This window comes from Pseudomonas sp. P5_B3 (genome assembly GCF_056400405.1).
This window is the reverse complement of sequence record NZ_JBFULI010000002.1, coordinates 290,519-314,484: the sequence shown is the minus strand read 5'-3', so window position 1 is coordinate 314,484 and position 23,966 is coordinate 290,519. Positions and strand designations below refer to the sequence as shown.

Sequence of the window (23,966 nt, the reverse complement as noted above, 5' to 3'; positions counted from 1 at the left end):
TGATAAATCGGGGTTATTCCGACGGCGGCACGTAGCCTTCGGCCTTGGCGTAATCCTCGCCGGAGAAGTACTTGTCCATCTCGCCCTGAAGATATTTGCGATCTTCGGCGTTCATCATGTTCAGGCGTTTTTCGTTGATCAGCAGGGTCTGGTGCTTCTGCCAGTCGGCCCAGGCCTTTTGCGAGACGTGGTCAAAAATGTCCTGGCCTTTGGCACCCGGGAAGGGAGCACGCTCCAGGCCTGGCAATTCTTCTTTGTACTTGCGGCACATGATGGTGCGGGTCATGACGACTCTCCTGCGTTCAATACGGCGGCCGCGCGTTCGAGCAAGGTCTTGACCGGGGCGGCAAGGCCCAGGCGCGGCGGGGTGGCGAGGTTATACCAGAGCCAGTCAGCCTCGGCCACGTGATGACCGGACTCCTGGACCTGAACCAGCCAGGGTTCGATGGATAATTGAAAATGGCTGAAGGTGTGCACCAGGCTCGGCAATGCCTGTTGGGTGCCCAGTTCCAGCGCGTGCTGCAATGCCAGATGCGGCAGGTCGTCGAGGTCGTCGAGTTCCGGCAGGCTCCACAAACCGCCCCACAGGCCCGTGGACGGGCGACGGTAAAGCAGGATCGCGCCCTCGCCATTGGCGAGCATCGGCATCAGCGTGCGTTTCTGCGGGATGGCTTTGCGCGGCTTGGGGATCGGGTAGCGGGTTTCCAGGCCGAGCATGTGCGCCTCGCAGCCCTTTTCCAGCGGGCACAGCAGGCAGCTCGGTTTGCTGCGGGTACAGAGCGTGGCGCCCAGGTCCATCATCGCCTGGGTGTAGGCGTTGACGCGGGTCTGCGGTGTAAAGCGCTCAGCGTTGGCCCAGAGTTGTTTGGCCACCTTCGGTTCGCCGGGGTAGCCCTCTTGTGCGGTAAAGCGCGCCAGCACCCGTTTGACGTTGCCGTCGAGGATCGGCGCACGCAGACCCATGCTGATGCTGGCAATGGCGCCAGCGGTGGACAGGCCGATCCCCGGCAGATCAGTGAGTTTTTCCACGTCCCGGGGAAATTCGCCGCCGTACTGCTCGACGACGATTTTCGCGGTCTTCTGCAAATTGCGCGCGCGGGTGTAGTAACCCAGGCCCGTCCACAGGTGCAGCACTTCGTCTTCCGGTGCCGCCGCCAGGGCTTCGACCGTTGGCAACGAAGCCATGAAGCGGTCGAAGTAGTTCAGCACGGTGCTGACCTGGGTCTGCTGCAACATGATTTCCGAGACCCATACCCGATACGGGTTGATGTCCTGTTGCCAGGGCAAATCGTGACGGCCGTGGCGGTCAAACCAGTCCAGCACCGCCGTTGAAAACTGCTCGGCTCTCATCGCTTGAACAGCTCCTTGAGCGCGTCTTTGAGTTTCGGGTTGACCTTGTCGCCCCATTTCTCGTCGATTTTTTCGCTGATCCTGTCGCCAGCCAGTTTGGCCGCGACCTGGCTCATGCGGTCGTTATCCAGACGGCAAGCCTTGGCGCCCAGCTCCAGCGGGCCGCGGCAGCGCAGTGGCCACTCGATGCCGACAAACTTGTCGCCGACCTGACAGGCCGGGTCCGGCATGGCGCTGGTGTCGCCTTCGACGATGATGCCGACACGGTAGTCCATGCCCAGCACTCGCAGATCGATGTCACCATCACCGTTGACGGTCATGCCCGGGATGCGCACTTTCAGGTCGGGGTTGCTGGCCACGCCATTACGCAAGGTCAGGTTGCCCTTGAGCTCCTGGAACGGTGTGTCCTTGCCCCGGGGCTCGCCGCTGAGGGTTTTGCGGTTGAGCGTGGCGATACCTTTGCACAGCTGTTGCTCAAGGTTGGCGTTGAGCAGCACGCCATTGTTGATGACGAAACTGGCGTTGCCGTTGAGGGTTTCGATCAACGCTTTCTGGCTGTTGCCGCTACCGGTCAGGCTGCTGTTGAGCGTGACCAGGCCTTTGACCGGCGGGTTCTTGCCCTGGCTTTCGAGGATTTTTTCTGCCGGTACCCGGCTGATCTTCGTCTGCAGGTTCAGCGCCGGCACTGGCTGGCGTACATCGAGCGTGCCGGTGGTTTCGAAGCTGCCCTCATAAAGATCGCCGCTCAGGTTGGCCAGCGTCAGCAGGCCGCCCTGGCCGGTGGCCTTGAGCGCCGCGTTATGGATCGGCAGTTTTTGCAGGGTCAACTGGCCGAAGGTCAGGTCGGCGTCCACATCGAGCTTGCTCAAGCGCTCCACGGGCAACAAGCGCTCACTGCTCCAGGCGTCCTTGGTCGGCGCGGGTGGCAACGGAGTGCTGCCGGCGCCGGCCATGGCATCGGCTTCGGTGCTGGCGACTTCGGCCTGACGCACTTGTGTCGCGCTATTGGCCTCGGCGGATTTCGGCGGCAGGTAACGGTCGACATTGAAGGTGTCGGCCTTGAGTGCTGCGCGCAACGATTGCTTGGCGAAGTCTTCGACGGCGATACGGCCGCTGAAGGTGCTGTCGTCGACTTTCAGGTTGAGGTCGTCGAGCGCCAGGCTGGTCGGTGTCGCTGCCAATCGGCTGACCAGCTCGACTTTGCTCAGGCTGCCTTCGGCCATGGCCGGGAGTTTCTGGCCGATGCTGTCGACGAATTTCGCCAGGTCGAACTGGGCAATCGAGATGCCGCCGCTGACTTGTGGAGTCTTGTCGAGGTCGTTGACCTTCAATTCACCCAGTGCCCGCAGTTGGTTGGCGGAGATCTTGATACCGGTCCATTCGGCAACGTTGGCGGCCTTGTCCAGCACCAGCTGGCCCTGGGCGGCGAACGTCATGGTCTTGCCTTGCAATGGGTCGCCGGTCACTTCGCCGGACAACCTCATGTCTTCGAACTGATAGCGCTGCAATGCACGTGCGATGCGCACCTCACCGTTGAGCTCGGTACGCACTCGCAATGCCGGCTGGTTGGCTGACAGGAAAGCCGTGAGCTTGAGCGGAATGTTGACGGAGTCGTGAACCGCACCGGTGCTCAACTGAATGCTTTCGGCGCTGAAGCTCTTGCCGGTTCGTTCGTCGGTGTATTCAACCCGTGCGTTGTTCACGGTCAGGCTGTCGATGTCCAGGCGAATCGGTTGCGGCGGTTTTTCCGCCGCGACGTTGGCTTCGGGCGCAGGTTCGCCAGCGGCCGGCGGGGTGCTGGTCGCGTCGGTGTTGGCCGGTGCCGGCAGCTTGCCGATGTCTTGCCAATTGCCGTGACCGTCCTTGTCGCGGTTCAGGCGCAGGTTCAGGCCTTCGACGCGCACGTCGCTCATCTGCACTTCGCGGCGCAGCAGCGGCAGTACGCGCACCGACAGGCCGAGCATCTGCAAGTCGGCGTACGGTTCGGTCGGTTTGACCATGGTCGCGACACTGGCGTCGTGCAACTCCAGGCCCAGCCACGGGAACAGGCTCCAGCCGATATCGCCATTGAGCGTCAGCTCGATGTGGGCCTTGTCGCGGGCAATCTGGCGAATCTCGTCTTTGTAGTCGTTGGGATCGAATATGTGGGTCAGGGCAAAGCCCAGCGCCACAATGATCAGCAACAACCCGAGAAGTACCAGGCCCAGGATTTTGCCGAACGCTTTCATGGGCGAGTCCTTGTAATTAGTCGAATTCAAAATTTAGCCGAAGAGTATAGCGCCCCCGAACAGACGGCCGGTCAGCGATCACGTCGGCAGTACATCCAGCGGCAGTTTCAACTTGGCCGTCAGTGCTTGCGCCTCCAGATGCCCGGCAGGCGCCAGCAAGCGCAGGGTCATACCCGATTGCTCGGCCATTTTCCGGGCTTCGGCGACCAGTCGCTCGGCAACCCCACGGCGACGGGTAATTTTTCGCACACATATTTGGGACAAGTACCAGGCGTCTTGGTGCCTTTGCAGGCGGGCCGCGCCCAGTAGGCGATCATTGAAGCGTCCGGCGATCAGTGTGCCGTCGCGCAAACAGTCTTCGATCAACTGCGCTTCTCCGGAAAACGGCGCGAACAGCCAGTCCGGGGCGTCGTGGTAGATCTTGTGCAGGTCCTGCCGATCCTGGGCGGTGATTTGGTTCAGTGACTCGACAATGATCGGCATGGTGATTCCCGTGAGGTCATGAGGTGAGAGAGATCTGATGTCGTACAAAAAGATGATGTCATTTTGGTTTTTCTGTCATCTGCAGATGGTAACCTTTGCCCGTTCGTCCGTCCTGCTGCGAGCTGTTGTCGCACAACAAGGCACTCCAGCGAAAAAACGGTCATGTCTGCGTGCATCAAGGCCGGGAGTGAGCCGTGGCTGGCGAACCCTACTGATAATTGGGGGATACACAATGACCACGAGCATCACGGCGGACGGCTTCAGCGCCGACCAGCCTGCGTTCCTGTCCAAGGAACGGATCATCGCCAAGCCTGGTTTCAACCGCTGGCTGGTACCACCGGCCGCGTTGGCCATCCACTTGTGCATCGGCATGGCCTACGGCTTTTCGGTGTTCTGGTTGCCGCTGTCCAAGGCACTGGGCATCACCGCTCCGGTAGCCTGCGCGCCGGACATGAGTTTTATCGCGCAGGTCTTTTCGTCCCAGTGTGACTGGCCGATCTCGATGCTCGGCTGGATCTATACCCTGTTCTTCATCTTCCTGGGCTGCTCTGCAGCGATCTGGGGTGGCTGGCTGGAACACGCCGGGCCGCGCAAGGCCGGTGTTGTATCGGCGTTGTGCTGGTGCGGCGGCCTGCTGATCTCGGCACTGGGGGTGTATACCCACCAGATCTGGCTGATGTGGATCGGCTCCGGGGTCATTGGCGGTATCGGCCTGGGCCTGGGCTACATTTCGCCGGTGTCGACCCTGATCAAGTGGTTCCCGGACAAGCGAGGCATGGCGACTGGCATGGCGATCATGGGCTTCGGCGGCGGCGCAATGGTCGGTGCTCCACTGGCGGCGGCGTTGATGGGGCATTTCGCTTCGCCAACCAGCGTCGGCGTGTGGCAGAGCTTCCTGGTGATGGCCGCGATCTACTTCGTGTTCATGATCGGTGGCGCGTTGTCCTATCGCGTCCCACCAACCGGCTGGAAGCCTGAAGGCTGGACCGCCCCGGCGAAAAAAGCCTCGAACGCAATGATCACTCATCGTCATGTTCACGTGAATGTGGCCTGGAAGACGCCGCAGTTCCGTCTGGTGTGGCTGGTGCTGTGCCTGAACGTATCGGCCGGTATCGGCATCCTCGGCATGGCGTCGCCGCTGTTGCAGGAAGTGTTCGGTGGCAAGTTGCTGGGCAATGACCTGGCATTCGGTCAACTCGATGCTTCACAACTGGCTTCAATCGCCGCCATCGCTGCCGGTTTCACCGGTTTGCTGAGCCTGTTCAACATCGGCGGGCGTTTCTTCTGGGCTTCGTTCTCGGATTACCTGGGCCGCAAAAACACCTACTTCGTGTTCTTCGCCCTGGGTTTCGCGCTGTATGCACTGATTCCGAACCTCGGCCACCTGGGCAATGTCGCGCTGTTCGTGGCGGCGTTCTGCATCATCCTGTCGATGTATGGCGGTGGTTTCGCGACTGTTCCGGCGTATCTGGCGGACCTGTTCGGTACGCAAATGGTCGGTGCGATCCATGGTCGCCTGCTGACGGCGTGGGCGGCTGCCGGCGTGCTCGGTCCAGTGCTGGTGAACTATCTGCGTGAGTATCAGCTGAGCATCGGCGTCGAGCGCGCAGCGGCGTACGACATCACCCTGTACATCCTCGCCGGCCTGCTGGTGCTGGGTTTCCTGTGCAACCTGCTGGTGCGTCCGGTGGCCGACAAGTACTTCATGACCGACGCCGAACTGGCCGCCGAGCAGGCATTGGGTCACGACAAAGGCGCTGACAGCAGCACGTCGCTGGAGTGGAAAGCCGCGCCGGGCACCAAGCCGCTGGCGGTTGCGGCGTGGCTGGTGGTGGGCATTCCGCTGGCGTGGGGTGTTTGGGTGACCTTGCAAAAAACCGCGGTGTTGTTTCACTAAGTAAACGCATCACCCTTGTAGGAGCGAGCCTGCTCGCGATAGCGGTCTGACAGTCGACAATGATGTTGAATGTGAGGGCCTCATCGCGAGCAGTCGAGCGTCGACCGGCTGCTCCTACAGCTGTTTTGTGGTGTGCCAAATGGCTTGTACTGACATGTACATCGCCAACACCCTCGAATTCACTCCGTCAGGGATATCACCTCTCGTGTTTCTGTTTGGCGCCTGCAGGCCTATAATGGCTGCCTTTTTCGCCCAATGATTTTGCGGAGCTGGTGATGGCCGAACGTAAGGCGTCTGTCGAGCGCGACACTCTGGAAACCCAGATCAAAGCCTCGATCAACCTCGATGGCACCGGAAAGGCCCGATTCGATATCGGTGTTCCTTTTCTTGAGCACATGCTGGACCAGATCGCCCGTCACGGGCTAATCGACCTGGATATTGTCAGCAAGGGCGACCTGCATATCGATGACCACCACACGGTGGAAGACGTCGGTATCACCCTCGGCCAGGCGTTTGCCAAAGCCATCGGCGACAAGAAAGGCATCCGTCGCTACGGCCACGCCTACGTGCCGCTCGATGAAGCGTTGTCGCGCGTGGTGATCGACTTCTCCGGTCGCCCAGGCCTGCAGATGCACGTGCCGTACACCCGCGCCACCGTAGGCGGCTTCGACGTTGACCTGTTCCAGGAGTTCTTCCAGGGTTTCGTCAACCATGCGCTGGTCAGCCTGCACATCGACAACCTGCGTGGCAGCAACACCCACCACCAGATCGAAACCGTGTTCAAGGCTTTCGGCCGCGCCCTGCGCATGGCCGTCGAGCTCGATGACCGCATGGCCGGGCAAATGCCATCGACCAAGGGCGTCCTGTAATGCAGACAGTCGCGGTTATCGATTACGGCATGGGCAACCTGCACTCGGTGGCCAAGGCCCTCGAGCACGTCGGTGCCGGCAAGGTGCTGATCACCAGCGATGCCAACGTGATTCGCGAAGCCGACCGGGTGGTTTTCCCCGGCGTCGGCGCGATTCGCGATTGCATGGCGGAGATCCGTCGCCTCGGCTTCGATTCGCTGGTGCGTGAAGTCAGCCAGGACCGTCCGTTCCTTGGTATCTGCGTGGGCATGCAAGCCTTGCTCGACACCAGCGAAGAGAACGATGGCGTCGACTGCATCGGCCTGTTCCCGGGCGCAGTGAAGTTCTTCGGCAAGGATCTGGTCGAAGACGGCGAACACCTGAAAGTCCCGCACATGGGCTGGAACGAAGTGAAGCAGAAGGTCAGTCACCCGCTGTGGCACGACATTCCGGACCTGGCGCGGTTCTACTTCGTGCACAGCTACTACATCGCTGCCGCCAACGCGCGGCAGGTGGTGGGTGGCGGTCACTACGGTGTCGATTTCGCCGCGGCGCTGGCCGAAGGCTCGCGTTTCGCCGTGCAGTTCCACCCGGAGAAAAGCCATACCCATGGCCTGCAATTGCTGCAGAACTTCGCTGCGTGGGACGGTCGCTGGTAAATGGCAATCAAAAAGAAACCGCCGATTCTGACCCTCACTCCCGAGCAGGAGAACGAGGCCAATCGCAAGATCAAGCGTTTCATGGAAGACCGCTTCGAACTCGACCTCGGCTCGTTCGAGGCGGCTGAGATTCTTGAGCTGTTTACCCGTGAAATTGCTCCGCATTATTACAACAGGGCGATTTTCGATGTACAGGCGCACCTCAAAGAGAGGTTCGAAAGCATCGAAAGCGACCTGTGGGCGCTCGAGAAAAACTGATTTCCGAGCCAAGCTGAACATTCAAATTTGAAGGTTTGCCAGATGCTGATTATTCCCGCTATCGATCTTAAAGACGGTGCCTGTGTTCGTCTGCGCCAGGGCCGCATGGAAGATTCCACGGTGTTCTCCGATGACCCGGTGAGCATGGCTGCCAAGTGGGTGGAGGGCGGTTGCCGCCGTCTGCATCTGGTCGACCTGAACGGCGCTTTCGAAGGCCAGCCGGTCAACGGCGAAGTGGTGACGGCCATTGCCAGGCGCTACCCGAACCTGCCGATCCAGATCGGCGGCGGTATCCGTTCCCTGGAAACCATCGAGCACTATGTGAAAGCGGGCGTGAGCTACGTGATCATCGGCACCAAGGCCGTGAAAGATCCGGCCTTCGTCGCCGAAGCCTGCCGCGCGTTCCCGGGCAAGGTGATCGTTGGCCTGGACGCCAAGGACGGTTTCGTCGCCACCGATGGCTGGGCTGAGATCAGCACCATTCAGGTGATCGACCTGGCCAAGCAGTTCGAAGCCGACGGCGTGTCCGCCATCGTTTATACCGACATCGCCAAAGACGGCATGATGCAGGGCTGCAACGTACCGTTTACCGCCGCGCTGGCTGCTGCAACAAAGATCCCGGTGATCGCTTCCGGCGGCATCCACAACCTGGGTGACATCAAGACCCTGCTCGACGCCAAGGCGCCAGGCATCATCGGCGCGATCACCGGCCGGGCGATCTACGAAGGCACCCTCGATGTCGCCGAAGCGCAAGCTTTCTGCGATTCGTACAAAGGCTGAGGAAACGACCATGGCCCTGGCCAAACGCATCATCCCTTGCCTGGACGTGGACAACGGCCGGGTGGTCAAGGGTGTGAAGTTCGAAAACATCCGCGACGCCGGTGACCCGGTGGAAATTGCCCGTCGCTACGATGAGCAGGGCGCCGACGAGATTACCTTTCTCGACATCACCGCCAGCGTCGACGGCCGCGACACCACGCTGCACACCGTCGAACGCATGGCCAGCCAGGTGTTCATCCCACTGACCGTGGGTGGCGGCGTACGCACCGTGCAGGACATCCGCAACCTGCTCAATGCCGGCGCAGACAAGGTTTCGATCAACACCGCCGCGGTGTTCAACCCGGAATTCGTTGGCGAAGCCGCGCAGCATTTCGGTTCGCAATGCATAGTGGTAGCCATCGATGCGAAGAAGGTTTCCGGGCCGGGCGAAACCCCGCGCTGGGAAATCTTCACCCATGGCGGTCGCAAGCCAACCGGTCTCGATGCCGTTGAGTGGGCGAAGAAAATGGAAGGCCTGGGTGCCGGCGAAATCCTGCTGACCAGCATGGACCAGGACGGCATGAAAAACGGTTTCGACCTGGGCGTCACCCGCGCCATCAGCGATGCGCTGGGCATTCCGGTGATCGCCTCCGGCGGTGTCGGCAACCTGCAGCACCTGGCTGACGGCATTATCGAAGGCCACGCCAGTGCGGTATTGGCGGCAAGTATTTTCCACTTCGGCGAATACACCGTGCAGGAAGCCAAGGCCTATATGGCTCATCGCGGAATCGTGATGCGTTAAACATACAGGCTAGTGGACATCATGGCGGGCCCAAGGCACTCTTGGGTACGCCATGGATTTCGGTAGCCAGACATGCTTAAACGCTTTCTACTCGTTCTCGCCAGTGCCTCTCTGTTGTTCATTAACGGGGCACACGCTGCAGATCGTTCCGATACCGACCTGGTGTTGCTGACGGAAAACTTCCCGCCATACAACATGGCGAAGAACGGCAAGAACTTCGCTCAGGACGACAACATCAATGGCATCGCCACCGATATCGTCCGCGAGATCTTCAAGCGCGCCGACATTACCTACAGCCTGACGCTACGTTTCCCTTGGGAGCGAATCTACAAACTCGCCCTGGAGAAACCCGGGTATGGCGTGTTCGTCATGGCGCGACTGCCGGACCGCGAAAAGCTCTTCAAATGGGTCGGCCCGATTGGCCCGGACGACTGGATCATGCTGGCCAAGGCTGACAGCAAGATCACCCTCGAAACCTTGAATGACGCGCGCAAGTACAAGATCGGCGCCTACAAGGGCGACGCGATTGCCGAGACGCTGGCCAAGCAAGGCCTCAACCCGATCGTTGTGCTGCGTGATCAGGACAACGCGAAAAAACTGGTCAACGGCCAGATCGACCTGTGGGCCACCGGTGATCCTGCCGGGCGGTATCTGGCGCGGCAGGATGGTGTAACCGGACTCAAGACCGTGCTGCGATTCAACAGTGCCGAGCTGTACCTGGCGCTGAACAAGGACGTGCCGGACGAAACCGTCGCCAAGCTGCAAGCCGCACTGGATCAGTTGCGCAAGGAAGGCGTGGTCGACGAGATCATGGCGCGGTATCTCTGATACCCGGGTGGTAAAATTCTGTTCCCGCGGAACGTGTTATTGATCCGTAGTGGGTGGCGTTATCAGATCAAACCGCGTTGCAGAGGGTTGCAGGTCTGACTCATTGCTGGCGTAGCTACATATTTTCAATGGGCTATCTGGCGACAGCAACTCGAGCTCCGCTGCTTTCTTGTACCGTGTATCTCGAAAGTCGGCACAGGGAGTGCTATCGACAAGGGTTGTATAGAAAAAATGCGAACTGAAATCAGGGTATGCACCTTTCCATTGCAGCGATGTGAATTTTTCATTGTAGCCAAACGCTGGTTCAGGAGCGGGTTCTGCAAGATGTGCAGCGTGGGTGAATGCATTTTTCAGTAATGCCGTTGTAAGGTTTTTCTCTATTGAACGCACACCTATTATGCACAGTACATGCATGCGCGTTTCGGGACCTACAGAATCGTTGATATGACCCTTTGTAGCGCTGATCGCGGCGCTATAGCCTTCAGGTTTTTCGCAACTTTGCGCATCTCGTACAGTCTTGTATCGATAATATGGAGTATCGATACTGAATGTAAAATTCCATGTTGGCATAAGTTCATTGCCCGAAGGGTCAACTTCAGGCCGAAGCTTGGTCCTGAAAAACAAGCTCTCAAAGTCAACGTTCACGTTGATTTGTTGCAGGTCGCAGTTTTCAGTGCCATTGCTGAATATTCCATTTATGAAGCAGCTTGACAGGAACGCAGGTGAAAAACCGTAATGGCGTTCGGAAACGATGCTCGTGATTTGGTTTGTCTGCCGATCAACCATTGGGCTGCCTGAGCTTCCATAATCCAGATCCTTGCACTCGTTCACCAAACCTCCGGGAAATGCAGGTGGTACGCCTGAGATAGTCCTGGACACTTCCTGTGCGCAGGCACTCAAGCGCAGAGTCCTGTTGTTGAAGGTGCCGGGAGTTCCGACATTAAGCACATCATGAGAGAACAAGGGAGGCGTGGGTGAGAGCTCGAGAGGCATGATCTGGTCTTGTAACAATGCAGACAGAGGTTTTTCAAGCTCGAGTATCGCCAGATCCGTCCCCAGCATGCTTGTCCAGATGGCCGTACGAACTTTGTAAGTTTTGTGGTTGTCAGCTGTATCTTGAAAGTAATTGAAAGCCACGCTTGCATTTAGCTCATGATTCAACCTTGAAGTGCCATATTCAGCTACTACACAGTGGCCGGCAGTGATGACATAAGCGGGTGCAGTAGTCGTCCACCCAACACCCCGGGTATCGATCAACGTTGCGGTACAAGTACCATTGGGCGTACTGAGAAGCCCAACGCCGGTCCAGCGTGAATACTGGTTGTCATTGTTGGTTAACGATTGGGAGCGAGAACCGTTCTTTAAATTCTCTCCGAGATCTTTTTGTGCGGCTTCAGCGAACAAAAAGAAGTGACTGATAAAGTAAAGAATAAAACTGAGCTGTTTGAATTTCATGACCAATCCTTGGTTATGGATATTTGTGGTTTTGGGCAAGCAGACACGAATGACTACTGCGTCATTTAAAGTCTCGACGTAGTGTGATCATTATTCAAAGGGGTAGGTGGTACATATTTATAGAGTCGGCCACAGCGCAATGACCGGCGCAAAGTCCTTGCGCAATGAATCCGTCAGCCTGGAGGTGGTGGTAAACAAACAAATGGGTCAATTACCGTGCGGGGTCCGGTAAATGCCGTCCTTCCCATGCCCAGCCATCGCCCGATTGCCCCGCACGCTGATCATCATTTTGATATCGATCCAGTCAATTCCCTGAGCTTTCAGCTTGGGCAGTTCACGCTCCAGCACCGCCAACGTCTGCGGATACGGATGCCCGATCATCACTGCCGAACCCTGCTTGCGCGCCAGGCTGATTGCAGTCTGTAGCTGCGTGAAGATCGCCGCTTCCGTTGGCTCGTCATCCAGAAACACATCCCGCGAAACACTCGCCAAACCAACCTTCTGCGCCTCGGCGGCCGCCACCGTCTGAGCGCTGGTACGGCTGTCGACAAAGAACTTGTGCCGACGTTGCAACTCGGCCATCAGCCAGGTCATGGCCGGTTGCTGGGCGGTCATGCGGCTGCCCATGTGGTTGTTGATGCCGCTGGTGTACGGGACCATATTGAACGCGGCGTTCAGGCGTTTTTCCAGCTCCTCGACGGGCAGCTCGGGATGCCAGGCGAACGGTCCGGTGGCCGGATCCATAGGCATGTGCAGAATGACGATCTTACCGGCGCGATGGGCTTCGCGGGCGAATTCGGTGGCGTGGGGTGTGTCAGGCATGATTGCCGTGGTCACCGGGCCGGGCAGGGCCAGCACGCGGCGATCCCGGGGCAGGTTCTGCCCCAGGTCATCGATGATCAGACTCAGGTAGGCTTTGTGGGGCGTCGATCCGACGGGTTCTGCGTGAGCAACCCCCGCCAGACAACACAACAGCCCGATCAGCAACCGCAGAAGCATCTCAACGGCCGGACGTGATGCTCAGCCCTTTGAGCAGGCTCAGGGCCTGGGCCAATTGGTAATCGTCGTCCTGCGGCATCGGCTTGGCTTTGCCGCTGGAACCGGTCGGTTTGTCGGCGCCGCCGTTGCCATTGCCCAGGTGGCCCTGCAAGTCGGCTTCCTTGAAGTAGTCGCCGTCTTGCTCGCTGGTGATCTTGGCCTTGCGCACTTCGATGTCCGGGACGATGCCCTGGGCCTGGATGGAGCGGCCGTTCGGTGTGTAATACAACGCCGTGGTGATCTTCAATGCGCGCTCGTTGTTGAGCGGCAGAACCGTCTGTACCGAGCCTTTGCCGAAACTGGTGGTGCCCATCAGCACGGCGCGTTTCTGGTCCTGCAGGGCGCCGGCGACAATTTCCGAAGCCGAAGCGCTGCCGCCGTTGATCAGCACGACCATTGGCACGGCTTCGCTTTCGTCCTTGCCGGTGGCAGAGAAGCGCAGCTCGGAGTTGGCAATACGGCCCTTGGTGTAAACGATCAGGCCCTTGGTGATGAAGTGGTCAACCACTTCGACCGCCGCCTGCAGCACCCCGCCCGGGTTGTTGCGCAGGTCGAGAATGATGCCCTTGAGCTTCTTGCCGTTGTCCTTGCGCAGCTTGGCCAGGGCCTTGGAAACCTCTTCGCCGGTCTTGACCTGGAACTGGGTGATGCGGATATAGCCGTAGCCCGATTCCAGCAGCTGGCTCTTCACGCTCTTCACCTGAATGACGGCGCGGGTCAGGGTCACGTCGAACGGTGTGCCGCCGTCGCGCACCAGGGTCAGGGTGATTTTCTGGCCGATCTTGCCGCGCATCTTGTCCACGGCTTCGGTCATGCTCTGGCCACGGGTCGGTTGGCCGTTGATCTTGACGATGAAGTCACCGGCCTGGATGCCGGCCTTGGAGGCCGGGGTGTCATCGATGGGCGAAACCACCTTGATGAAGCCGTCTTCGGCGCCGACTTCGATACCCAGGCCACCAAATTCCCCGCTGGTGCTTTCCTGCAACTCGGCGAAATCTTCAGGGCCGAGGTAGGCCGAATGCGGATCGAGGTTGCTGAGCATGCCCTTGATGGCGTTTTCCAGCAGGGTCTTGTCATCCACCGGTTCGACATAAGCGGCTTTGATCCGGTCCATCACCTCGGCAAAGGTACGCAACTCATCCAGCGGCAGTGGCGCCTTGGTGGTCGCAGCAGTGCCCGCAGGCGCAACCGCCGGGGCTGGTTGAGCGGCAAACGCCAGAGGCGCGCCGATCACCAGGGCGATCGTCAGGGCCAACGAGGTAAGGCGGGACAAATGCAGCATGTCTAACAAACTCCTGAATTAGGTAACGCGCTTATCCTTGCGCGCGGCACCATTGCGCCGGATCACTCGGGTGACCCTGCTGACGAATAGCAAAATACAGCGCTGGCGTGTCCTGCCCACCACTGTTGCCGACAGTGGAGATGGACTCACCGGCTTTAACCACATCACCCGCAGACTTGAGCAGCGTCTGGTTGTGACCATAAAGACTCAAAAAACCGTTGCCGTGGTCGAGGATCACCAGCAACCCGGCGCCTCGCAGCCAGTCGGCAAACACTACGCGACCACCATGCACCGCATGCACGGTGCTGCCGGCAGACGCGCCGATCATCACGCCATCCCACTTGGTCCGGGCATCGTCGCCACGGCTTTCACCGTAGCGCGCCAGCAGTCGACCATCGACAGGCCAGGGAAGTTTGCCGCGGGTTGATGCAAACGGGCCGCCAAAGGTCTCGCCGGAACTGGAAACCAGTGCGCCTGGTGTCGATCTGACTGGTTTGCGTGGGGCATCGTCGCTGGCATCTGCCTGCGCCTGGGCCTCACGTAAACGCTTTTTTTCGGCTTCCTGCTGGGCAATCAGCGCTTTTTGTCGCGCTTCTTCTGCCTCACGGGCCTGGCGGGCCAGGGTTTCTTCAATGGTTTTAAGGACTTTAGACAGGTCTGCCTGATCCTGCTCGCGCGCCGCCAGTTTCTGATCGCGAGCCTTTACGTCGTCATTGAGCTTGGCCAGGACTTGCTGGCGCTCCTGGCGAACTTTCTCGAGTTCGCCACGCTGGGTGTCGAGGCTGCTTTGCTGCACCAGCAATTGCGCCTGCTGCATGGCGATATCTTTCTCGACATTTGACAGTTGGCGCAGGGTTTCGTTGAAGTTTTTCAGTTGCTCCAGGCGAGCCTGGCTCAGGTAGTCGTAATAGGTGAGGGTACGGGCGAATTTTTCCGGATTTTGCTGGTTGAGCAGCAGCTTGAGGTATTCCTGGCGACCGTTCTGGTAGGCCGCCCGGGCCTGCATGGCGATCAGTCGTTGCTGTTCAGTGCGCGCGCTCTGGAGTTTTTTTTTCTCTGCATCGAGGCGCTGTAGCTCGGCTTCGCTTTTCTTCAACTCTTTTTGCAGGGCTTCGACCTGTTTCTCGAGCTTGCCCATCTCGGTTTCGGTGCCCTTGAGCTCTTTCTGCACACCGGACTTCTCTTCCTGCAGCTTGCCCAGCAGTTTCTTCAACTCGGCAATGTCCTGACGCGTGGCGTCCAACTGTTGTTGGGTGTCTGCGCGCTCGTCAGCAAAGGCCGGTTGGAGCAGGCATGTCAGAGTCAGGGCTATCAGGACGCGAAGCATAGGGGCGGGCGGCACCAGGGAAAGGGACGGCCTAGTATGCCCGCCATGGGCGGCAAAAAAAATGCCCATTTCTGACTGTGTGATAACTGGATCGAAGTTGTCCCTGAAAACACCCCAAAACCACTGTGGGAGCAGCCGGTCGACGCTCGATTGCTCGCGATGGCGTCCGATCATTCAACATAGATGTTGGCTGTCAGATTGCTATCGCGAGCAAGCTCGCTCCCACAGGTTTTGTGGCGTTTTGGAGATCCAATCAGACCAGAATCGAAGTCCCGGTCATTTCCGCCGGTTGCTCAAGGCCCAGCAACTTCAGCATGGTCGGCGCCACGTCCGCCAGCACGCCGCCTTCGCGGACCTTCAGGTCGCGCTTGCCGACATAGATGAATGGCACCGGCTCGGTGGTGTGCGCAGTGTGCGCCTGGCCAGTGGTCTCATCGGACATCTGCTCGACGTTACCATGGTCAGCCGTGATCAGCGCTTCGCCACCGACCTTTTCCAGCGCATCGACGATGCGACCCACGCACAGGTCCAGGCATTCAACGGCCTTGACCGCCGCTTCGAACACGCCGCTGTGGCCGACCATGTCGCCGTTGGCGTAGTTGACCACGATCACGTCGTAACGCTGGTTTTCGATGGCATCGACGATGCGGTCGGTGACTTCCGGTGCGCTCATTTCCGGTTGCAAGTCATAGGTGGCGACTTTCGGCGACGGAATCAGGATGCGCTCTTCGCCCGGGAACGGTTCTTCGCGGCCGCCGGAGAAGAAGAAGGTCACGTGGGCATATTTTTCGGTTTCAGCGATGCGCAGCTGGGTCTTGCCGTTTTTCGCCAGGTAGTCGCCCAGCACGTTTTCCAGGCTGCCGGCAGCGAAAGCCGAAGGCGCAGGGATGCTGGCGGCGTATTGGGTCAGCATGACAAAACCGGCCAGTTTCGGCTGGCGGGCACGCTCGAACTCACTGAAGTTGTCTTCGACGAACACGCGGGTCAGTTCGCGGGCGCGGTCGGCGCGGAAGTTCATGAACACTACGGCATCGCCGTCTTCGACTTTTACCGGCTCGCCGATGGAGGTGGCCTTGACAAATTCGTCGCTCTCGCCGCGCTCGTAGGCCGCTTGCAGGCCTTCCTGGGCGGTGGCGGCGTTGAATTCGCCCTGGCCATCGACAATCAGGTTGTAGGCCTGGGACACGCGGTCCCAACGGTTGTCGCGGTCCATGGCGTAGTAGCGGCCGATGATGCTGGCGATCCGGCCTTTGCCCAGGGCCTGGAAGGTCGCGTCGAGCAGCTCGATCGATGACTGCGCGCTTTTTGGCGGAGTATCGCGGCCGTCGAGGAAGGCGTGCAGGTAGATGTTTTGCGCACCGCGCTTGAAGGCCAGTTCGGCCATGGCGACCAGGTGATCATGGTGGCTGTGCACGCCGCCATCGGACAGCAGACCCATGAAATGCACGGCTTTGCCGGCGGCGACGGCTTTGTCCACGGCGGCGCAGATGGTCGGGTTCTCGAAGAACTCGCCGTCGCGGATCGATTTGGTGACGCGCGTGAAGTCCTGATACACCACGCGGCCGGCGCCCAGGTTCATGTGGCCGACTTCGGAGTTGCCCATCTGGCCATCCGGCAGGCCGACGTCCATGCCGCTGCCCGAGATCAGGCCGTTCGGCACGGTGGCCCACAGGCGGTCCAGTACGGGCTTCTTCGCGGCGAAGATGGCGTTGGATTCAGGGCTCTCACTGTGACCGAAGCCGTCGAGAATGATCAGGACCAAAGGTTTAGGCGTGGTAGTCATGGAATCCACTCGTGGCTGAGGTAAAAGGGGTAATGGAAAAGGGAGTGGCAGTTTAAAGCGAAGTTCCGGCCACGTCACCGCCGGACGGGGTTTGGCCCACCATAGTGGCTGTGTATACTGGCCGACATTTTAACGCCCTGGAACCTCCTTCGATGGTTGCTCACCTGATTGAATTCGCCACTAACCACTACATTCTCGTCGGTATCTTCGTCGTACTGCTGGCGTTGCTGATTGCCTATCAAATGCAGGGCGGCGGCCGTAGCCTGAGTACTGGCGAACTGACCGGTCTGGTCAACAAGGACGCCGGCGTTGTGGTTGATATTCGTCCGAGCAAGGATTTCGCCGCCGGTCACATTGTCGGTGCGGTGAACATTCCCCAGGACAAACTGGCCGCCCGCGTTGGCGAACTGGAAAAGCACAAGGCCAAGACCATCATCCTGGTCGACGCCATGGGCCAGACCGCCGGCACCCACGCCCGCGAGCTGATGAAATCCGGCTTCACTGCCGCCAAGCTGTCCGGTGGTATCTCCAGCTGGAAAGCCGACAATCTGCCGCTGGTGAAGTGATATGAGTAGCGTCGTCGTCTATTCCAGCGATTACTGCCCTTTCTGCTCGCGAGCCAAGTACCTGCTCGAGAACAAAGGCGTGGCCTTCGAAGAGATCAAGGTCGATGGCAAGCCGCAGGTGCGCGCTGCGATGGCCCAGAAGGCCGGGCGTACGTCCGTGCCGCAAATCTGGATCGGCAGCACCCACGTGGGCGGTTGTGATGATTTGTTCGCCCTGGAGCGTGCCGGCAAGCTCGACGCGCTGCTCAGGGCCTGACGGTAATACCCCAAACAAGCAAACCTAAAAGAACCCTGGATCAAGAAGGATCTGCGATGACTGACCAACAGAACACTGCTGCGAACGAAGAAGAAACTGCACCGCAATTCTCCTTGCAGCGCATTTATGTGCGTGACCTGTCCTTCGAAGCTCCGAAAAGCCCGGCGATCTTCCGCCAGCAGTGGGAGCCGAGCGTCGGTCTGGATCTGAACACCCGTCAGAAGACGCTGGAAGCCGACTTCCACGAAGTCGTGCTGACCCTGTCGGTTACCGTGAAAAACGGTGACGAAGTGGCGTTCATCGCTGAAGTGCAACAGGCCGGGATCTTCCTGATCAAGAACCTGGATGACGCTTCGATGAGCCACACCCTGGGTGCGTTCTGCCCGAATATCCTGTTCCCGTACGCTCGCGAAACCCTGGACAGCCTGGTGACCCGCGGTTCGTTCCCGGCACTGATGCTGGCTCCGGTGAACTTCGACGCACTGTACGCGCAAGAGCTGCAACGCATGCAGGCTGCTGGCGAGACTCCGACCGTTCAATAAAAGCGTTTCAATACTGTGGGAGCGAGCTTGCTCGCGATGAGGTCACCAGCTTCAACATCAATGTTGACTGATGCACCGCCATCGCGAGCAAGCTCGCTCCCACATTTTTTATGCGGTGTTATTTGAAGTCGTTCTGACGCCAGGCTTCGTACACGGCCACTGCCACGGTATTGGACAGGTTCAGGCTGCGGCAGCCCTCGCGCATCGGCAGGCGCAGGCGTTGCTCGCCGGGCAGGGCGTCCAGCACCTCTGCGGGCAAGCCCCGGCTTTCCGGGCCGAACAGGAACGCATCGCCCGGGGCGAAGCTGGCATCGTGGAACGGCCGCGAACCCTTGGTGGTGAAGGCGAATACCCGCGGATGGCCGAGGCTTTCCAGGCAACTGGCCAGGTCCGCGTGGCGTTGCAGGGTGGCATACTCGTGGTAATCGAGGCCGGCCCGGCGCAGGCGCTTGTCGTCCATCTCGAAGCCCAGCGGTTCGATCAAATGCAGGTGGCAGCCACTGTTGGCGCACAGCCTGATAACGTTGCCGGTATTCGGCGGAATTTCTGGTTGGAAAAGGATGACGTGAAACATGCACGGCTCCGAAGGTAAAGATGACGCGCATTCTACGCCGCCAGAAGGCGTGCGTTCGAAACTATTCCTGCGGGTAATGGGCTCGCTGGCGATTGTCGGGGTGATGGTCGGGATGATGATCGGTCGCCTGACTACGCCAGACCCCAGCCAGTTGCAGCAGGTTGAGGTGACGAGCGACGGGCTGGTGGTGTGGTTCAACAACGAACCCAAGACCCACGGCGAGATGGTTGATGGCAGTGTCGCGCTGCTGTTTGGCGCCGAGGGCAAGGCGCAGAAAGGCCAGCTCAAGCTCGGCGGCAAGGACGTGAACTGGCGGGTACGTTTGAGCGATGGGGGGTTGTTGCTGACACTGGTGGCGGCCCGGCCCCTGCAGGGCGAGTGGACCGGTAGCGAGGTCGATGACCGCTGGCGGCTGGAGATCCATCTCCGGGAGCAATAAAAGAGGGGAATCCCCGGCCTGCCTGTACCAAGGTCCCCAAAACGGGAGGGTTCGCGCATCGCGTCTGAACCCGGTGTAAAGAGGGAATCCCCGGCCTGCCTGTACCAAGGACCCCAAAACGGCTGGGCTCGTCGCGGATGCGATGTGAGCCCGGTGTAAAGAGGGGAATCCCCGGCCTGCCTGTACCAAGGTCCCCGAAACCGGGTAAGTGATCTGATTCACTTGAAAGGGTTATTGCAGGGGGCGTGCCAATTTTCACAAAGAGAAACAAAAAACCGGTTTGAAACGCTGAAAGCCCCGAGATTCGGGGCTTTCGTGTTTTTTCGAAAGGGATTCGATTGCGAAAGCAGGTGGGGATTCGAAGCTGTTTTCGTGCGCGATTGCGGTTCACGGTGCATTGCGGCGGTGCACTGATAACCCAAAAAGCATCGCGAGCAAGCTCGCTCCCACAGTGGATATTCAGTGTTGTCACGATTGTGTGAACACCAATTAACCCTGTGGGAGCGAGCTTGCTCGCGATTGGATCTAACTAGCCGCGATTAACTACAGACTGTTTAAGCCTCATCCCCCTCATCATCATCCCCACCATCCACCTTCATCCCCAATTCCTTGATCTTGCGGGTCAGGGTGTTGCGCCCCCAGCCCAGCAATACGGCGGCATCGCGGCGGCGGCCGGCGGTGTGTTTGAGGGCGGTCTCGATCATGATCCGCTCGAAGGCCGGCACGGCGCTGTCGAGCAGGCTCGACTGACCGCGGGCCAGCGCCTGGTCGGCCCACTGGCGCAGGGCCTGTTCCCAGTTGGTCACGGGCGCCGAATCCTGTGGCAGGCTCAGCAGCTCCGGCGGCAGGTCGCCGATGTGCACTTCGCGACCCGAAGCCATCACTGTGATCCAGCGGCAGGTGTTCTCCAGCTGCCGCACGTTGCCGGGCCACGGCAAGTTCTTCAGGTATTCCTCGGTTTCGCTTTTCAGCAGCTTCGGCTCGACCGCCAGCTCCTGGGCGGCGCGGCCGAGGAAGTGCTTGGCCAGGGTCGGGATGTCTTCGCGACGGTCCGACAGGCGCGGGATGTGGATGCGGATCACGTTGAGGCGATGGAACAAGTCCTCACGGAACTTTCCGGCATGCACCAGGGTTTCCAGATTCTGGTGAGTCGCGGCGATGATGCGCACATCGACCTTCACCGGCACATGACCGCCGACGCGGTAGAACTCGCCATCAGCCAGTACGCGAAGCAAGCGGGTCTGGGTGTCGGCAGGCATGTCACCGATTTCATCGAGGAACAGCGTGCCGCCGTCAGCCTGTTCGAAGCGCCCGCGCCGCAGGTTGGCCGCGCCGGTGAATGCGCCTTTCTCGTGGCCGAACAGTTCGGATTCCATGAGGTCTTTGGGGATCGCCGCCATGTTCAGCGCGATGAACGGCGACGCTGCCCGCGGACTGTGACGGTGCAGGGCGTGGGCCACCAGCTCTTTACCGGTACCCGATTCGCCGTTGATCAGTACGGTGATGTTGGAGTGGCTCAAGCGCCCGATGGCGCGAAATACTTCCTGCATCGCCGGCGCTTCGCCGATGATTTCCGGGGTGCGGGTCAGGGTCGGGGCGACTTCCAGGCCTTGTTGTTCCTGGGCGTGCTGGTTGGCGCGTTTGACCAGGGAAACCGCTTCGTCGACGTCGAACGGCTTGGGCAGGTACTCGAAAGCGCCGCCCTGATAGGACGCGACAGCGCTGTCCAGATCGGAGTGAGCGGTCATGATGATGACCGGCAGTCGTGGATGCTGCTCGCGAATCCGCGCCAGAAGGTCCAGGCCGCTGGCGCCGGGCATGCGGATGTCGGAAATGATCACGTCCGGCTGCTGGCGCGCCAGGCGGCTCATCACACCATCGGCGCTGTCGAAGCTTTGCGTGGTCATGCCTTCCTGCTGCAGGGCTTTTTCCAGGACCCAACGGATAGAACGGTCGTCATCGACGATCCACACGGTTTCACTACGGCTCATGTCGATGTGGCTCCTTGTTCCAGTGGCAGAAAGATCGAGAAGGTGGTGTGGCCGGGGTGGCTGTCACATTCGATCAGGCCCTGGTGCTGGCTGATGATGTTCTGGGTAATGGCCAGGCCCAGTCCGGTACCGTCCGGACGTCCGCTGACCATGGGGAAGAAAATGGTTTCCTGAAGTTCTGCAGGGATGCCCGGACCGTTGTCGATGATCTCGATCTTGGTCACCAGGCGATGGCGCACGTGGCCGATGGTGAACTGGCGCATGGCGCGGGTGCGCAGACTGATGCGACCCAGGCGCAGCTCGTTCTGGCTGCTGATGGCCTGCATGGCGTTGCGCACGATGTTCAGCACGGCCTGAATCATTTGCTCGCGGTCGATCAGGACGTCGGGGATGCTTGGGTCGTAGTCGCGCACCAAGGTGATGCAGCCCTGGCTTTCGGCTTCTACGAGATGGCAGACGCGCTCCAGCACTTCGTGGACATTGCACATGGCCAGCGACGGCAACTTGTTGGAGCCGAGCATGCGGTCCACCAGATTACGCAGGCGGTCGGCTTCTTCGATGATGACGTTGGTGTAGTCGCGCAGGCTTTCTTCCGGCAGTTCCCGGGCCAGCAATTGTGCCGCGCCGCGAATCCCGCCCAGCGGGTTCTTGATTTCATGGGCCAGGCCGCGCACCAGCATCTTGCTGGTTTCCTGCTTGGAAAGCTGTGCTTCTTCCTTGGTGATCCGCAGCAGGCGGTCACGAGGGTGGACTTCGAGCAGCAGCATTGTGTCGCCGTTGCTCAGGATCGGCGTTACCGCGTAGTCGACGGTCAGGGTCTGGCCGGTGAGGGCGGTGAGCATGGCTTCGCGTTTGGTGAACGGGTGCGCTTGTTCGACGGCCTGGCGCAACGAATTCAGCGCTTCGGTCGATTCGGTAAACAACTCACTGATGAACTGCCCATGGCTGCGCTGACCGCTGATGGCCAGCAGCATCTCCGCCGCCGGGTTCATGTACTCGAGGCGCAGTTCGGCGTCGAGCAGGATGGTGGCAGTGGTGAGGTTGTCGAGTAGCAAGCGGTGGAGTGCGTCGCTTATGGTCATCGGGACCTCTTTTAGGGCAGAGCATGCGCAAGAAAAAAGCGCTGGTACGGGCAAAATGCAAAAACCAAACCAAGGCTCCGAAAAGAAGCGTTCAGCGCCTGAAACAGGCGTTTGACGCTCGTTTGCGTGGCGTTCTGCCAGCTATCGCGGGTAGTTTCGAACCAAAATGGGTTGGAATGTGAGTACGGTGCAAGCAGCTGCACCAATATAGTGCGCAAACCTGAACGAGGTTAGAAAAGTCTCAGAAAAGGATTTTTTTCTTCGGCGGGTTTGTCGCTGAGCGGGCATTCCGGTCGCTGGCCGTAGTCTTCGAGGGTGCAGGGTTTGATCCTGCGCTTCTGGGCGAGAGACGTGCGTTGCATGTGGAAAGGCTGGCTGGCGGTGCGTTCGACGATGCGTCCCTGTTCGTCGAGGATTTCCACGGACAGGGTATGGCTGCCGCGATCGATGTTGCTCAACGGGAACACCGGGCTCAGGCCGGGTTCGGCAGTGGGCTGGCCGTCGAGCAGCAACCGGTAGCGATGACCGGGTTGCAGGCCGGGCTCGTTGGTGGCGCTGACGATGACTTCACCGGCGTTGCTGCGGATGGTGGCGTCGGGTTCCGGGACCAGGATGCGCAACAAGTCATAGTGGAACGGCGCTTGAACTTCAGGACTGCTATCAGCACTCAACGGCGTTGCACCGGTGGGGATGGCCGCTATTCGATTGCTCTTTGTCAGCGGTACGCACCTGGCGTTACCGGGTTTTGGCTGGTCGGTGAAAACCCGATTGCCCTGAGCGTCGACATACATGAAGACCTCTGCCGAGGCGGGCAGGGCGATCAGGCAGGCGATCAGTAGCCAGGCCTTCAAGGCTTGTGCACCCGCTGTATGGCGAATGTCACCGCAGGGCTCTGCTGTACAACGTTTTCGCCATCGATCACTTGTACGGCGAGACGGTGTTCGCCGCGATCGATGTTCACCAGTTGCAGGATCGGCACATTGCCTGGCTGGCCGTAGGGCTGATCGTCCAGCAGTAGCTGCAACAGGTGGGGGGCTTGCAGGCGCGGCTTGATCAGCACCGTTATGGTGAACGTGCCGTTGTTGGCGCGCAGGGCTTCGGTGGTGGGCAGGCCGGTCAGCTCCAGCACTTCATAGGTCTTGTGAGGCTGTTCTTTACGACCGGCCTCGGCAGCAGGTGCGACTTCGCCGGGAGGCTGGCGCTCGACGCTGTTGAGGGGCGGCAAGTCGACCGGATGGGCGCTGACGCCGTCGGGCGGTTGATTGCTGTACGCGGTGGCGCCGTTGGCGTCCGTGTATTTGTAGATCTGCGCCGTGGCGGGCAGAACGATCAGCAGCAGGATGAACAGATAACCGCGACCCATAAAAACAACCGGAAACGAAAACGTAGGGTTGCAGCATAGGTCAGGGTTGGTGGTTGGCCCAAGTCGCTAAACATTTGCGCATGATTCACGGAGATCTGGCGGACGCCTCAATCCCCTGTGGGAGCGAGCTTGCTCGCGATTGCGGTGGTTCAGTCA

The 23,966-nt window shown here is 59.7% G+C and carries 26 protein-coding genes; 12 read left to right on the top strand and 14 right to left on the bottom strand.

Annotated elements, in window-relative coordinates; genetic code table 11:
- Positions 1-13 precede the first annotated feature (13 nt).
- The 4 genes from AC1DRN_RS02630 to AC1DRN_RS02615 all read right to left on the bottom strand — a co-directional run bounded on the left by AC1DRN_RS02630 (position 14) and on the right by AC1DRN_RS02615 (position 4,061).
- Positions 14-286: an oxidative damage protection protein gene (locus AC1DRN_RS02630; RefSeq protein WP_007989188.1), complete on the bottom strand. Its 273-nt coding sequence runs from the start codon at positions 284-286 to the stop codon at positions 14-16.
- Positions 283-1,350, bottom strand: a complete 1,068-nt coding sequence (gene mutY / locus AC1DRN_RS02625) for an A/G-specific adenine glycosylase (protein WP_457265694.1) — start codon at positions 1,348-1,350, stop codon at positions 283-285. Before mutY ends, AC1DRN_RS02630 begins: the two co-directional genes overlap by 4 nt.
- Positions 1,347-3,578 carry an AsmA family protein gene (locus tag AC1DRN_RS02620; protein WP_457265693.1) on the bottom strand — a complete coding sequence of 744 codons (2,232 nt, stop codon included), beginning with the start codon at positions 3,576-3,578 and terminating at the stop codon, positions 1,347-1,349. Before AC1DRN_RS02620 ends, mutY begins: the two co-directional genes overlap by 4 nt.
- A 78-nt stretch (positions 3,579-3,656) precedes the next feature.
- On the bottom strand, positions 3,657-4,061 hold the full coding sequence (locus tag AC1DRN_RS02615) for an acetyl-CoA sensor PanZ family protein (protein ID WP_223457863.1): 405 nt from the start codon (positions 4,059-4,061) through the stop codon (positions 3,657-3,659).
- A gap of 232 nt (positions 4,062-4,293) precedes the next feature.
- Here AC1DRN_RS02615 and AC1DRN_RS02610 point away from each other — a divergent pair, with 232 nt between their 5' ends.
- The 7 genes from AC1DRN_RS02610 (at position 4,294) to AC1DRN_RS02580 (ending at position 10,112) form a co-directional block, all read left to right on the top strand.
- Complete coding sequence (locus AC1DRN_RS02610) at positions 4,294-5,958, top strand: OFA family MFS transporter (RefSeq protein WP_223457862.1); 1,665 nt, start codon at positions 4,294-4,296, stop codon at positions 5,956-5,958.
- A 275-nt stretch (positions 5,959-6,233) separates the two neighbouring features.
- Entirely contained in the window at positions 6,234-6,827 is a 594-nt protein-coding gene (hisB, locus tag AC1DRN_RS02605; RefSeq protein ID WP_223457860.1) for an imidazoleglycerol-phosphate dehydratase HisB, read from the top strand.
- Positions 6,827-7,465 carry an imidazole glycerol phosphate synthase subunit HisH gene (hisH, locus tag AC1DRN_RS02600; protein WP_007972757.1) on the top strand — a complete coding sequence of 213 codons (639 nt, stop codon included), beginning with the start codon at positions 6,827-6,829 and terminating at the stop codon, positions 7,463-7,465. The genes hisB and hisH overlap by 1 nt, the downstream gene beginning before the upstream one ends.
- On the top strand, positions 7,466-7,723 hold the full coding sequence (locus AC1DRN_RS02595) for a DUF2164 domain-containing protein (RefSeq protein WP_223457858.1): 258 nt from the start codon (positions 7,466-7,468) through the stop codon (positions 7,721-7,723).
- Positions 7,724-7,765: 42 nt separating this feature from the next.
- Positions 7,766-8,503: a 1-(5-phosphoribosyl)-5-[(5-phosphoribosylamino)methylideneamino]imidazole-4-carboxamide isomerase gene (hisA, locus tag AC1DRN_RS02590; RefSeq protein WP_020795736.1), complete on the top strand. Its 738-nt coding sequence runs from the start codon at positions 7,766-7,768 to the stop codon at positions 8,501-8,503.
- Positions 8,504-8,513: 10 nt separating this feature from the next.
- Positions 8,514-9,284 carry an imidazole glycerol phosphate synthase subunit HisF gene (gene hisF, locus AC1DRN_RS02585; RefSeq protein WP_007972752.1) on the top strand — a complete coding sequence of 257 codons (771 nt, stop codon included), beginning with the start codon at positions 8,514-8,516 and terminating at the stop codon, positions 9,282-9,284.
- A 72-nt stretch (positions 9,285-9,356) separates the two neighbouring features.
- On the top strand, positions 9,357-10,112 hold the full coding sequence (locus AC1DRN_RS02580; protein ID WP_223457856.1) for a substrate-binding periplasmic protein: 756 nt from the start codon (positions 9,357-9,359) through the stop codon (positions 10,110-10,112).
- A 36-nt stretch (positions 10,113-10,148) separates the two neighbouring features.
- On the opposite strand, the gene AC1DRN_RS02575 is transcribed toward AC1DRN_RS02580, so the two are convergent.
- From AC1DRN_RS02575 to gpmI, 5 genes are all read right to left on the bottom strand, one after another.
- Positions 10,149-11,567: a trypsin-like serine peptidase gene (locus AC1DRN_RS02575; protein WP_223457854.1), complete on the bottom strand. Its 1,419-nt coding sequence runs from the start codon at positions 11,565-11,567 to the stop codon at positions 10,149-10,151.
- Between the two features lie 207 nt (positions 11,568-11,774).
- Complete coding sequence (locus AC1DRN_RS02570) at positions 11,775-12,566, bottom strand: divergent polysaccharide deacetylase family protein (protein ID WP_223457851.1); 792 nt, start codon at positions 12,564-12,566, stop codon at positions 11,775-11,777.
- A 1-nt stretch (position 12,567) separates the two neighbouring features.
- Positions 12,568-13,887 carry a S41 family peptidase gene (locus AC1DRN_RS02565; protein WP_223457849.1) on the bottom strand — a complete coding sequence of 440 codons (1,320 nt, stop codon included), beginning with the start codon at positions 13,885-13,887 and terminating at the stop codon, positions 12,568-12,570.
- Between the two features lie 31 nt (positions 13,888-13,918).
- Positions 13,919-15,214, bottom strand: coding sequence for a murein hydrolase activator EnvC family protein (locus AC1DRN_RS02560; RefSeq protein WP_223457847.1), 1,296 nt, complete (start codon positions 15,212-15,214; stop codon positions 13,919-13,921).
- Positions 15,215-15,467: 253 nt separating this feature from the next.
- Positions 15,468-16,997 (bottom strand): 2,3-bisphosphoglycerate-independent phosphoglycerate mutase, encoded by a 1,530-nt coding sequence (gene gpmI / locus AC1DRN_RS02555; RefSeq protein WP_223457846.1) that lies wholly within the window; start codon positions 16,995-16,997, stop codon positions 15,468-15,470.
- A gap of 152 nt (positions 16,998-17,149) precedes the next feature.
- Here gpmI and AC1DRN_RS02550 point away from each other — a divergent pair, with 152 nt between their 5' ends.
- From AC1DRN_RS02550 to secB, 3 genes are read left to right on the top strand one after another with little or no spacing between them, the layout of a single operon-like run.
- A complete protein-coding gene (locus AC1DRN_RS02550) occupies positions 17,150-17,563 on the top strand; it encodes a rhodanese-like domain-containing protein (RefSeq protein ID WP_007989216.1) in 414 nt (137 codons plus the stop codon).
- A gap of 1 nt (position 17,564) precedes the next feature.
- Positions 17,565-17,819 carry a glutaredoxin 3 gene (grxC, locus tag AC1DRN_RS02545; RefSeq protein ID WP_108216188.1) on the top strand — a complete coding sequence of 85 codons (255 nt, stop codon included), beginning with the start codon at positions 17,565-17,567 and terminating at the stop codon, positions 17,817-17,819.
- 56 nt (positions 17,820-17,875) lie between these two features.
- Entirely contained in the window at positions 17,876-18,361 is a 486-nt protein-coding gene (secB, locus tag AC1DRN_RS02540) for a protein-export chaperone SecB (RefSeq protein WP_008047739.1), read from the top strand.
- A 118-nt stretch (positions 18,362-18,479) separates the two neighbouring features.
- Here the strand turns inward: secB and AC1DRN_RS02535 are convergent, their stop codons facing one another.
- Positions 18,480-18,935 (bottom strand): tRNA (cytidine(34)-2'-O)-methyltransferase, encoded by a 456-nt coding sequence (locus AC1DRN_RS02535; protein ID WP_223457845.1) that lies wholly within the window; start codon positions 18,933-18,935, stop codon positions 18,480-18,482.
- Between AC1DRN_RS02535 and AC1DRN_RS02530 the strand changes: the two genes are divergently transcribed.
- The gene (locus tag AC1DRN_RS02530) at positions 18,934-19,374 is read left to right on the top strand and encodes a hypothetical protein (RefSeq protein WP_223457844.1); all 441 of its coding nucleotides are present in this window, start codon (positions 18,934-18,936) and stop codon (positions 19,372-19,374) included. The two genes, AC1DRN_RS02535 and AC1DRN_RS02530, sit on opposite strands and share 2 nt — an antisense overlap.
- Before the next feature lie 554 nt (positions 19,375-19,928).
- Here the strand turns inward: AC1DRN_RS02530 and ntrC are convergent.
- Together ntrC and glnL are read right to left on the bottom strand one after the other, a co-directional pair.
- On the bottom strand, positions 19,929-21,365 hold the full coding sequence (ntrC, locus tag AC1DRN_RS02525; protein WP_223457843.1) for a nitrogen regulation protein NR(I): 1,437 nt from the start codon (positions 21,363-21,365) through the stop codon (positions 19,929-19,931).
- Positions 21,362-22,447 carry a nitrogen regulation protein NR(II) gene (gene glnL / locus AC1DRN_RS02520; RefSeq protein WP_057712404.1) on the bottom strand — a complete coding sequence of 362 codons (1,086 nt, stop codon included), beginning with the start codon at positions 22,445-22,447 and terminating at the stop codon, positions 21,362-21,364. Before glnL ends, ntrC begins: the two co-directional genes overlap by 4 nt.
- A gap of 23 nt (positions 22,448-22,470) precedes the next feature.
- Between glnL and AC1DRN_RS02515 the strand changes: the two genes are divergently transcribed.
- Positions 22,471-22,629 (top strand): hypothetical protein, encoded by a 159-nt coding sequence (locus tag AC1DRN_RS02515; RefSeq protein WP_223457842.1) that lies wholly within the window; start codon positions 22,471-22,473, stop codon positions 22,627-22,629.
- A 48-nt stretch (positions 22,630-22,677) separates the two neighbouring features.
- On the opposite strand, the gene AC1DRN_RS02510 is transcribed toward AC1DRN_RS02515, so the two are convergent.
- Both AC1DRN_RS02510 and AC1DRN_RS02505 read right to left on the bottom strand, forming a co-directional pair.
- Entirely contained in the window at positions 22,678-23,298 is a 621-nt protein-coding gene (locus AC1DRN_RS02510) for a DUF4124 domain-containing protein (protein WP_223457841.1), read from the bottom strand.
- Positions 23,295-23,810: a DUF4124 domain-containing protein gene (locus AC1DRN_RS02505; RefSeq protein WP_223457839.1), complete on the bottom strand. Its 516-nt coding sequence runs from the start codon at positions 23,808-23,810 to the stop codon at positions 23,295-23,297. The genes AC1DRN_RS02510 and AC1DRN_RS02505 overlap by 4 nt, the downstream gene beginning before the upstream one ends.
- Between the last annotated feature and the right edge of the window lie 156 nt (positions 23,811-23,966).

Bases quoted from the DNA above. Each gene is read 5' to 3' on its own strand.
- AC1DRN_RS02610 (WP_223457862.1), top strand. From the start codon at position 4,294: ATGACCACGAGCATCACGGCGGACGGCTTCAGCGCCGACCAGCCTGCG.
- AC1DRN_RS02630 (WP_007989188.1), bottom strand. From the start codon at position 286: ATGACCCGCACCATCATGTGCCGCAAGTACAAAGAAGAATTGCCAGGC.
- AC1DRN_RS02620 (WP_457265693.1), bottom strand. From the start codon at position 3,578: ATGAAAGCGTTCGGCAAAATCCTGGGCCTGGTACTTCTCGGGTTGTTG.
- ntrC (WP_223457843.1), bottom strand. From the start codon at position 21,365: ATGAGCCGTAGTGAAACCGTGTGGATCGTCGATGACGACCGTTCTATC.
- AC1DRN_RS02615 (WP_223457863.1), bottom strand. From the start codon at position 4,061: ATGCCGATCATTGTCGAGTCACTGAACCAAATCACCGCCCAGGATCGG.
- grxC (WP_108216188.1), top strand. From the start codon at position 17,565: ATGAGTAGCGTCGTCGTCTATTCCAGCGATTACTGCCCTTTCTGCTCG.
- AC1DRN_RS02580 (WP_223457856.1), top strand. From the start codon at position 9,357: ATGCTTAAACGCTTTCTACTCGTTCTCGCCAGTGCCTCTCTGTTGTTC.
- AC1DRN_RS02505 (WP_223457839.1), bottom strand. From the start codon at position 23,810: ATGGGTCGCGGTTATCTGTTCATCCTGCTGCTGATCGTTCTGCCCGCC.
- AC1DRN_RS02530 (WP_223457844.1), top strand. From the start codon at position 18,934: ATGCACGGCTCCGAAGGTAAAGATGACGCGCATTCTACGCCGCCAGAA.
- glnL (WP_057712404.1), bottom strand. From the start codon at position 22,447: ATGACCATAAGCGACGCACTCCACCGCTTGCTACTCGACAACCTCACC.
- hisH (WP_007972757.1), top strand. From the start codon at position 6,827: ATGCAGACAGTCGCGGTTATCGATTACGGCATGGGCAACCTGCACTCG.
- AC1DRN_RS02565 (WP_223457849.1), bottom strand. From the start codon at position 13,887: ATGCTGCATTTGTCCCGCCTTACCTCGTTGGCCCTGACGATCGCCCTG.
- AC1DRN_RS02560 (WP_223457847.1), bottom strand. From the start codon at position 15,214: ATGCTTCGCGTCCTGATAGCCCTGACTCTGACATGCCTGCTCCAACCG.
- AC1DRN_RS02515 (WP_223457842.1), top strand. From the start codon at position 22,471: ATGCGCAAGAAAAAAGCGCTGGTACGGGCAAAATGCAAAAACCAAACC.
- AC1DRN_RS02595 (WP_223457858.1), top strand. From the start codon at position 7,466: ATGGCAATCAAAAAGAAACCGCCGATTCTGACCCTCACTCCCGAGCAG.
- AC1DRN_RS02550 (WP_007989216.1), top strand. From the start codon at position 17,150: ATGGTTGCTCACCTGATTGAATTCGCCACTAACCACTACATTCTCGTC.
- AC1DRN_RS02575 (WP_223457854.1), bottom strand. From the start codon at position 11,567: ATGAAATTCAAACAGCTCAGTTTTATTCTTTACTTTATCAGTCACTTC.
- gpmI (WP_223457846.1), bottom strand. From the start codon at position 16,997: ATGACTACCACGCCTAAACCTTTGGTCCTGATCATTCTCGACGGCTTC.
- secB (WP_008047739.1), top strand. From the start codon at position 17,876: ATGACTGACCAACAGAACACTGCTGCGAACGAAGAAGAAACTGCACCG.
- hisF (WP_007972752.1), top strand. From the start codon at position 8,514: ATGGCCCTGGCCAAACGCATCATCCCTTGCCTGGACGTGGACAACGGC.
- hisA (WP_020795736.1), top strand. From the start codon at position 7,766: ATGCTGATTATTCCCGCTATCGATCTTAAAGACGGTGCCTGTGTTCGT.
- AC1DRN_RS02535 (WP_223457845.1), bottom strand. From the start codon at position 18,935: ATGTTTCACGTCATCCTTTTCCAACCAGAAATTCCGCCGAATACCGGC.
- AC1DRN_RS02570 (WP_223457851.1), bottom strand. From the start codon at position 12,566: ATGCTTCTGCGGTTGCTGATCGGGCTGTTGTGTTGTCTGGCGGGGGTT.
- mutY (WP_457265694.1), bottom strand. From the start codon at position 1,350: ATGAGAGCCGAGCAGTTTTCAACGGCGGTGCTGGACTGGTTTGACCGC.
- hisB (WP_223457860.1), top strand. From the start codon at position 6,234: ATGGCCGAACGTAAGGCGTCTGTCGAGCGCGACACTCTGGAAACCCAG.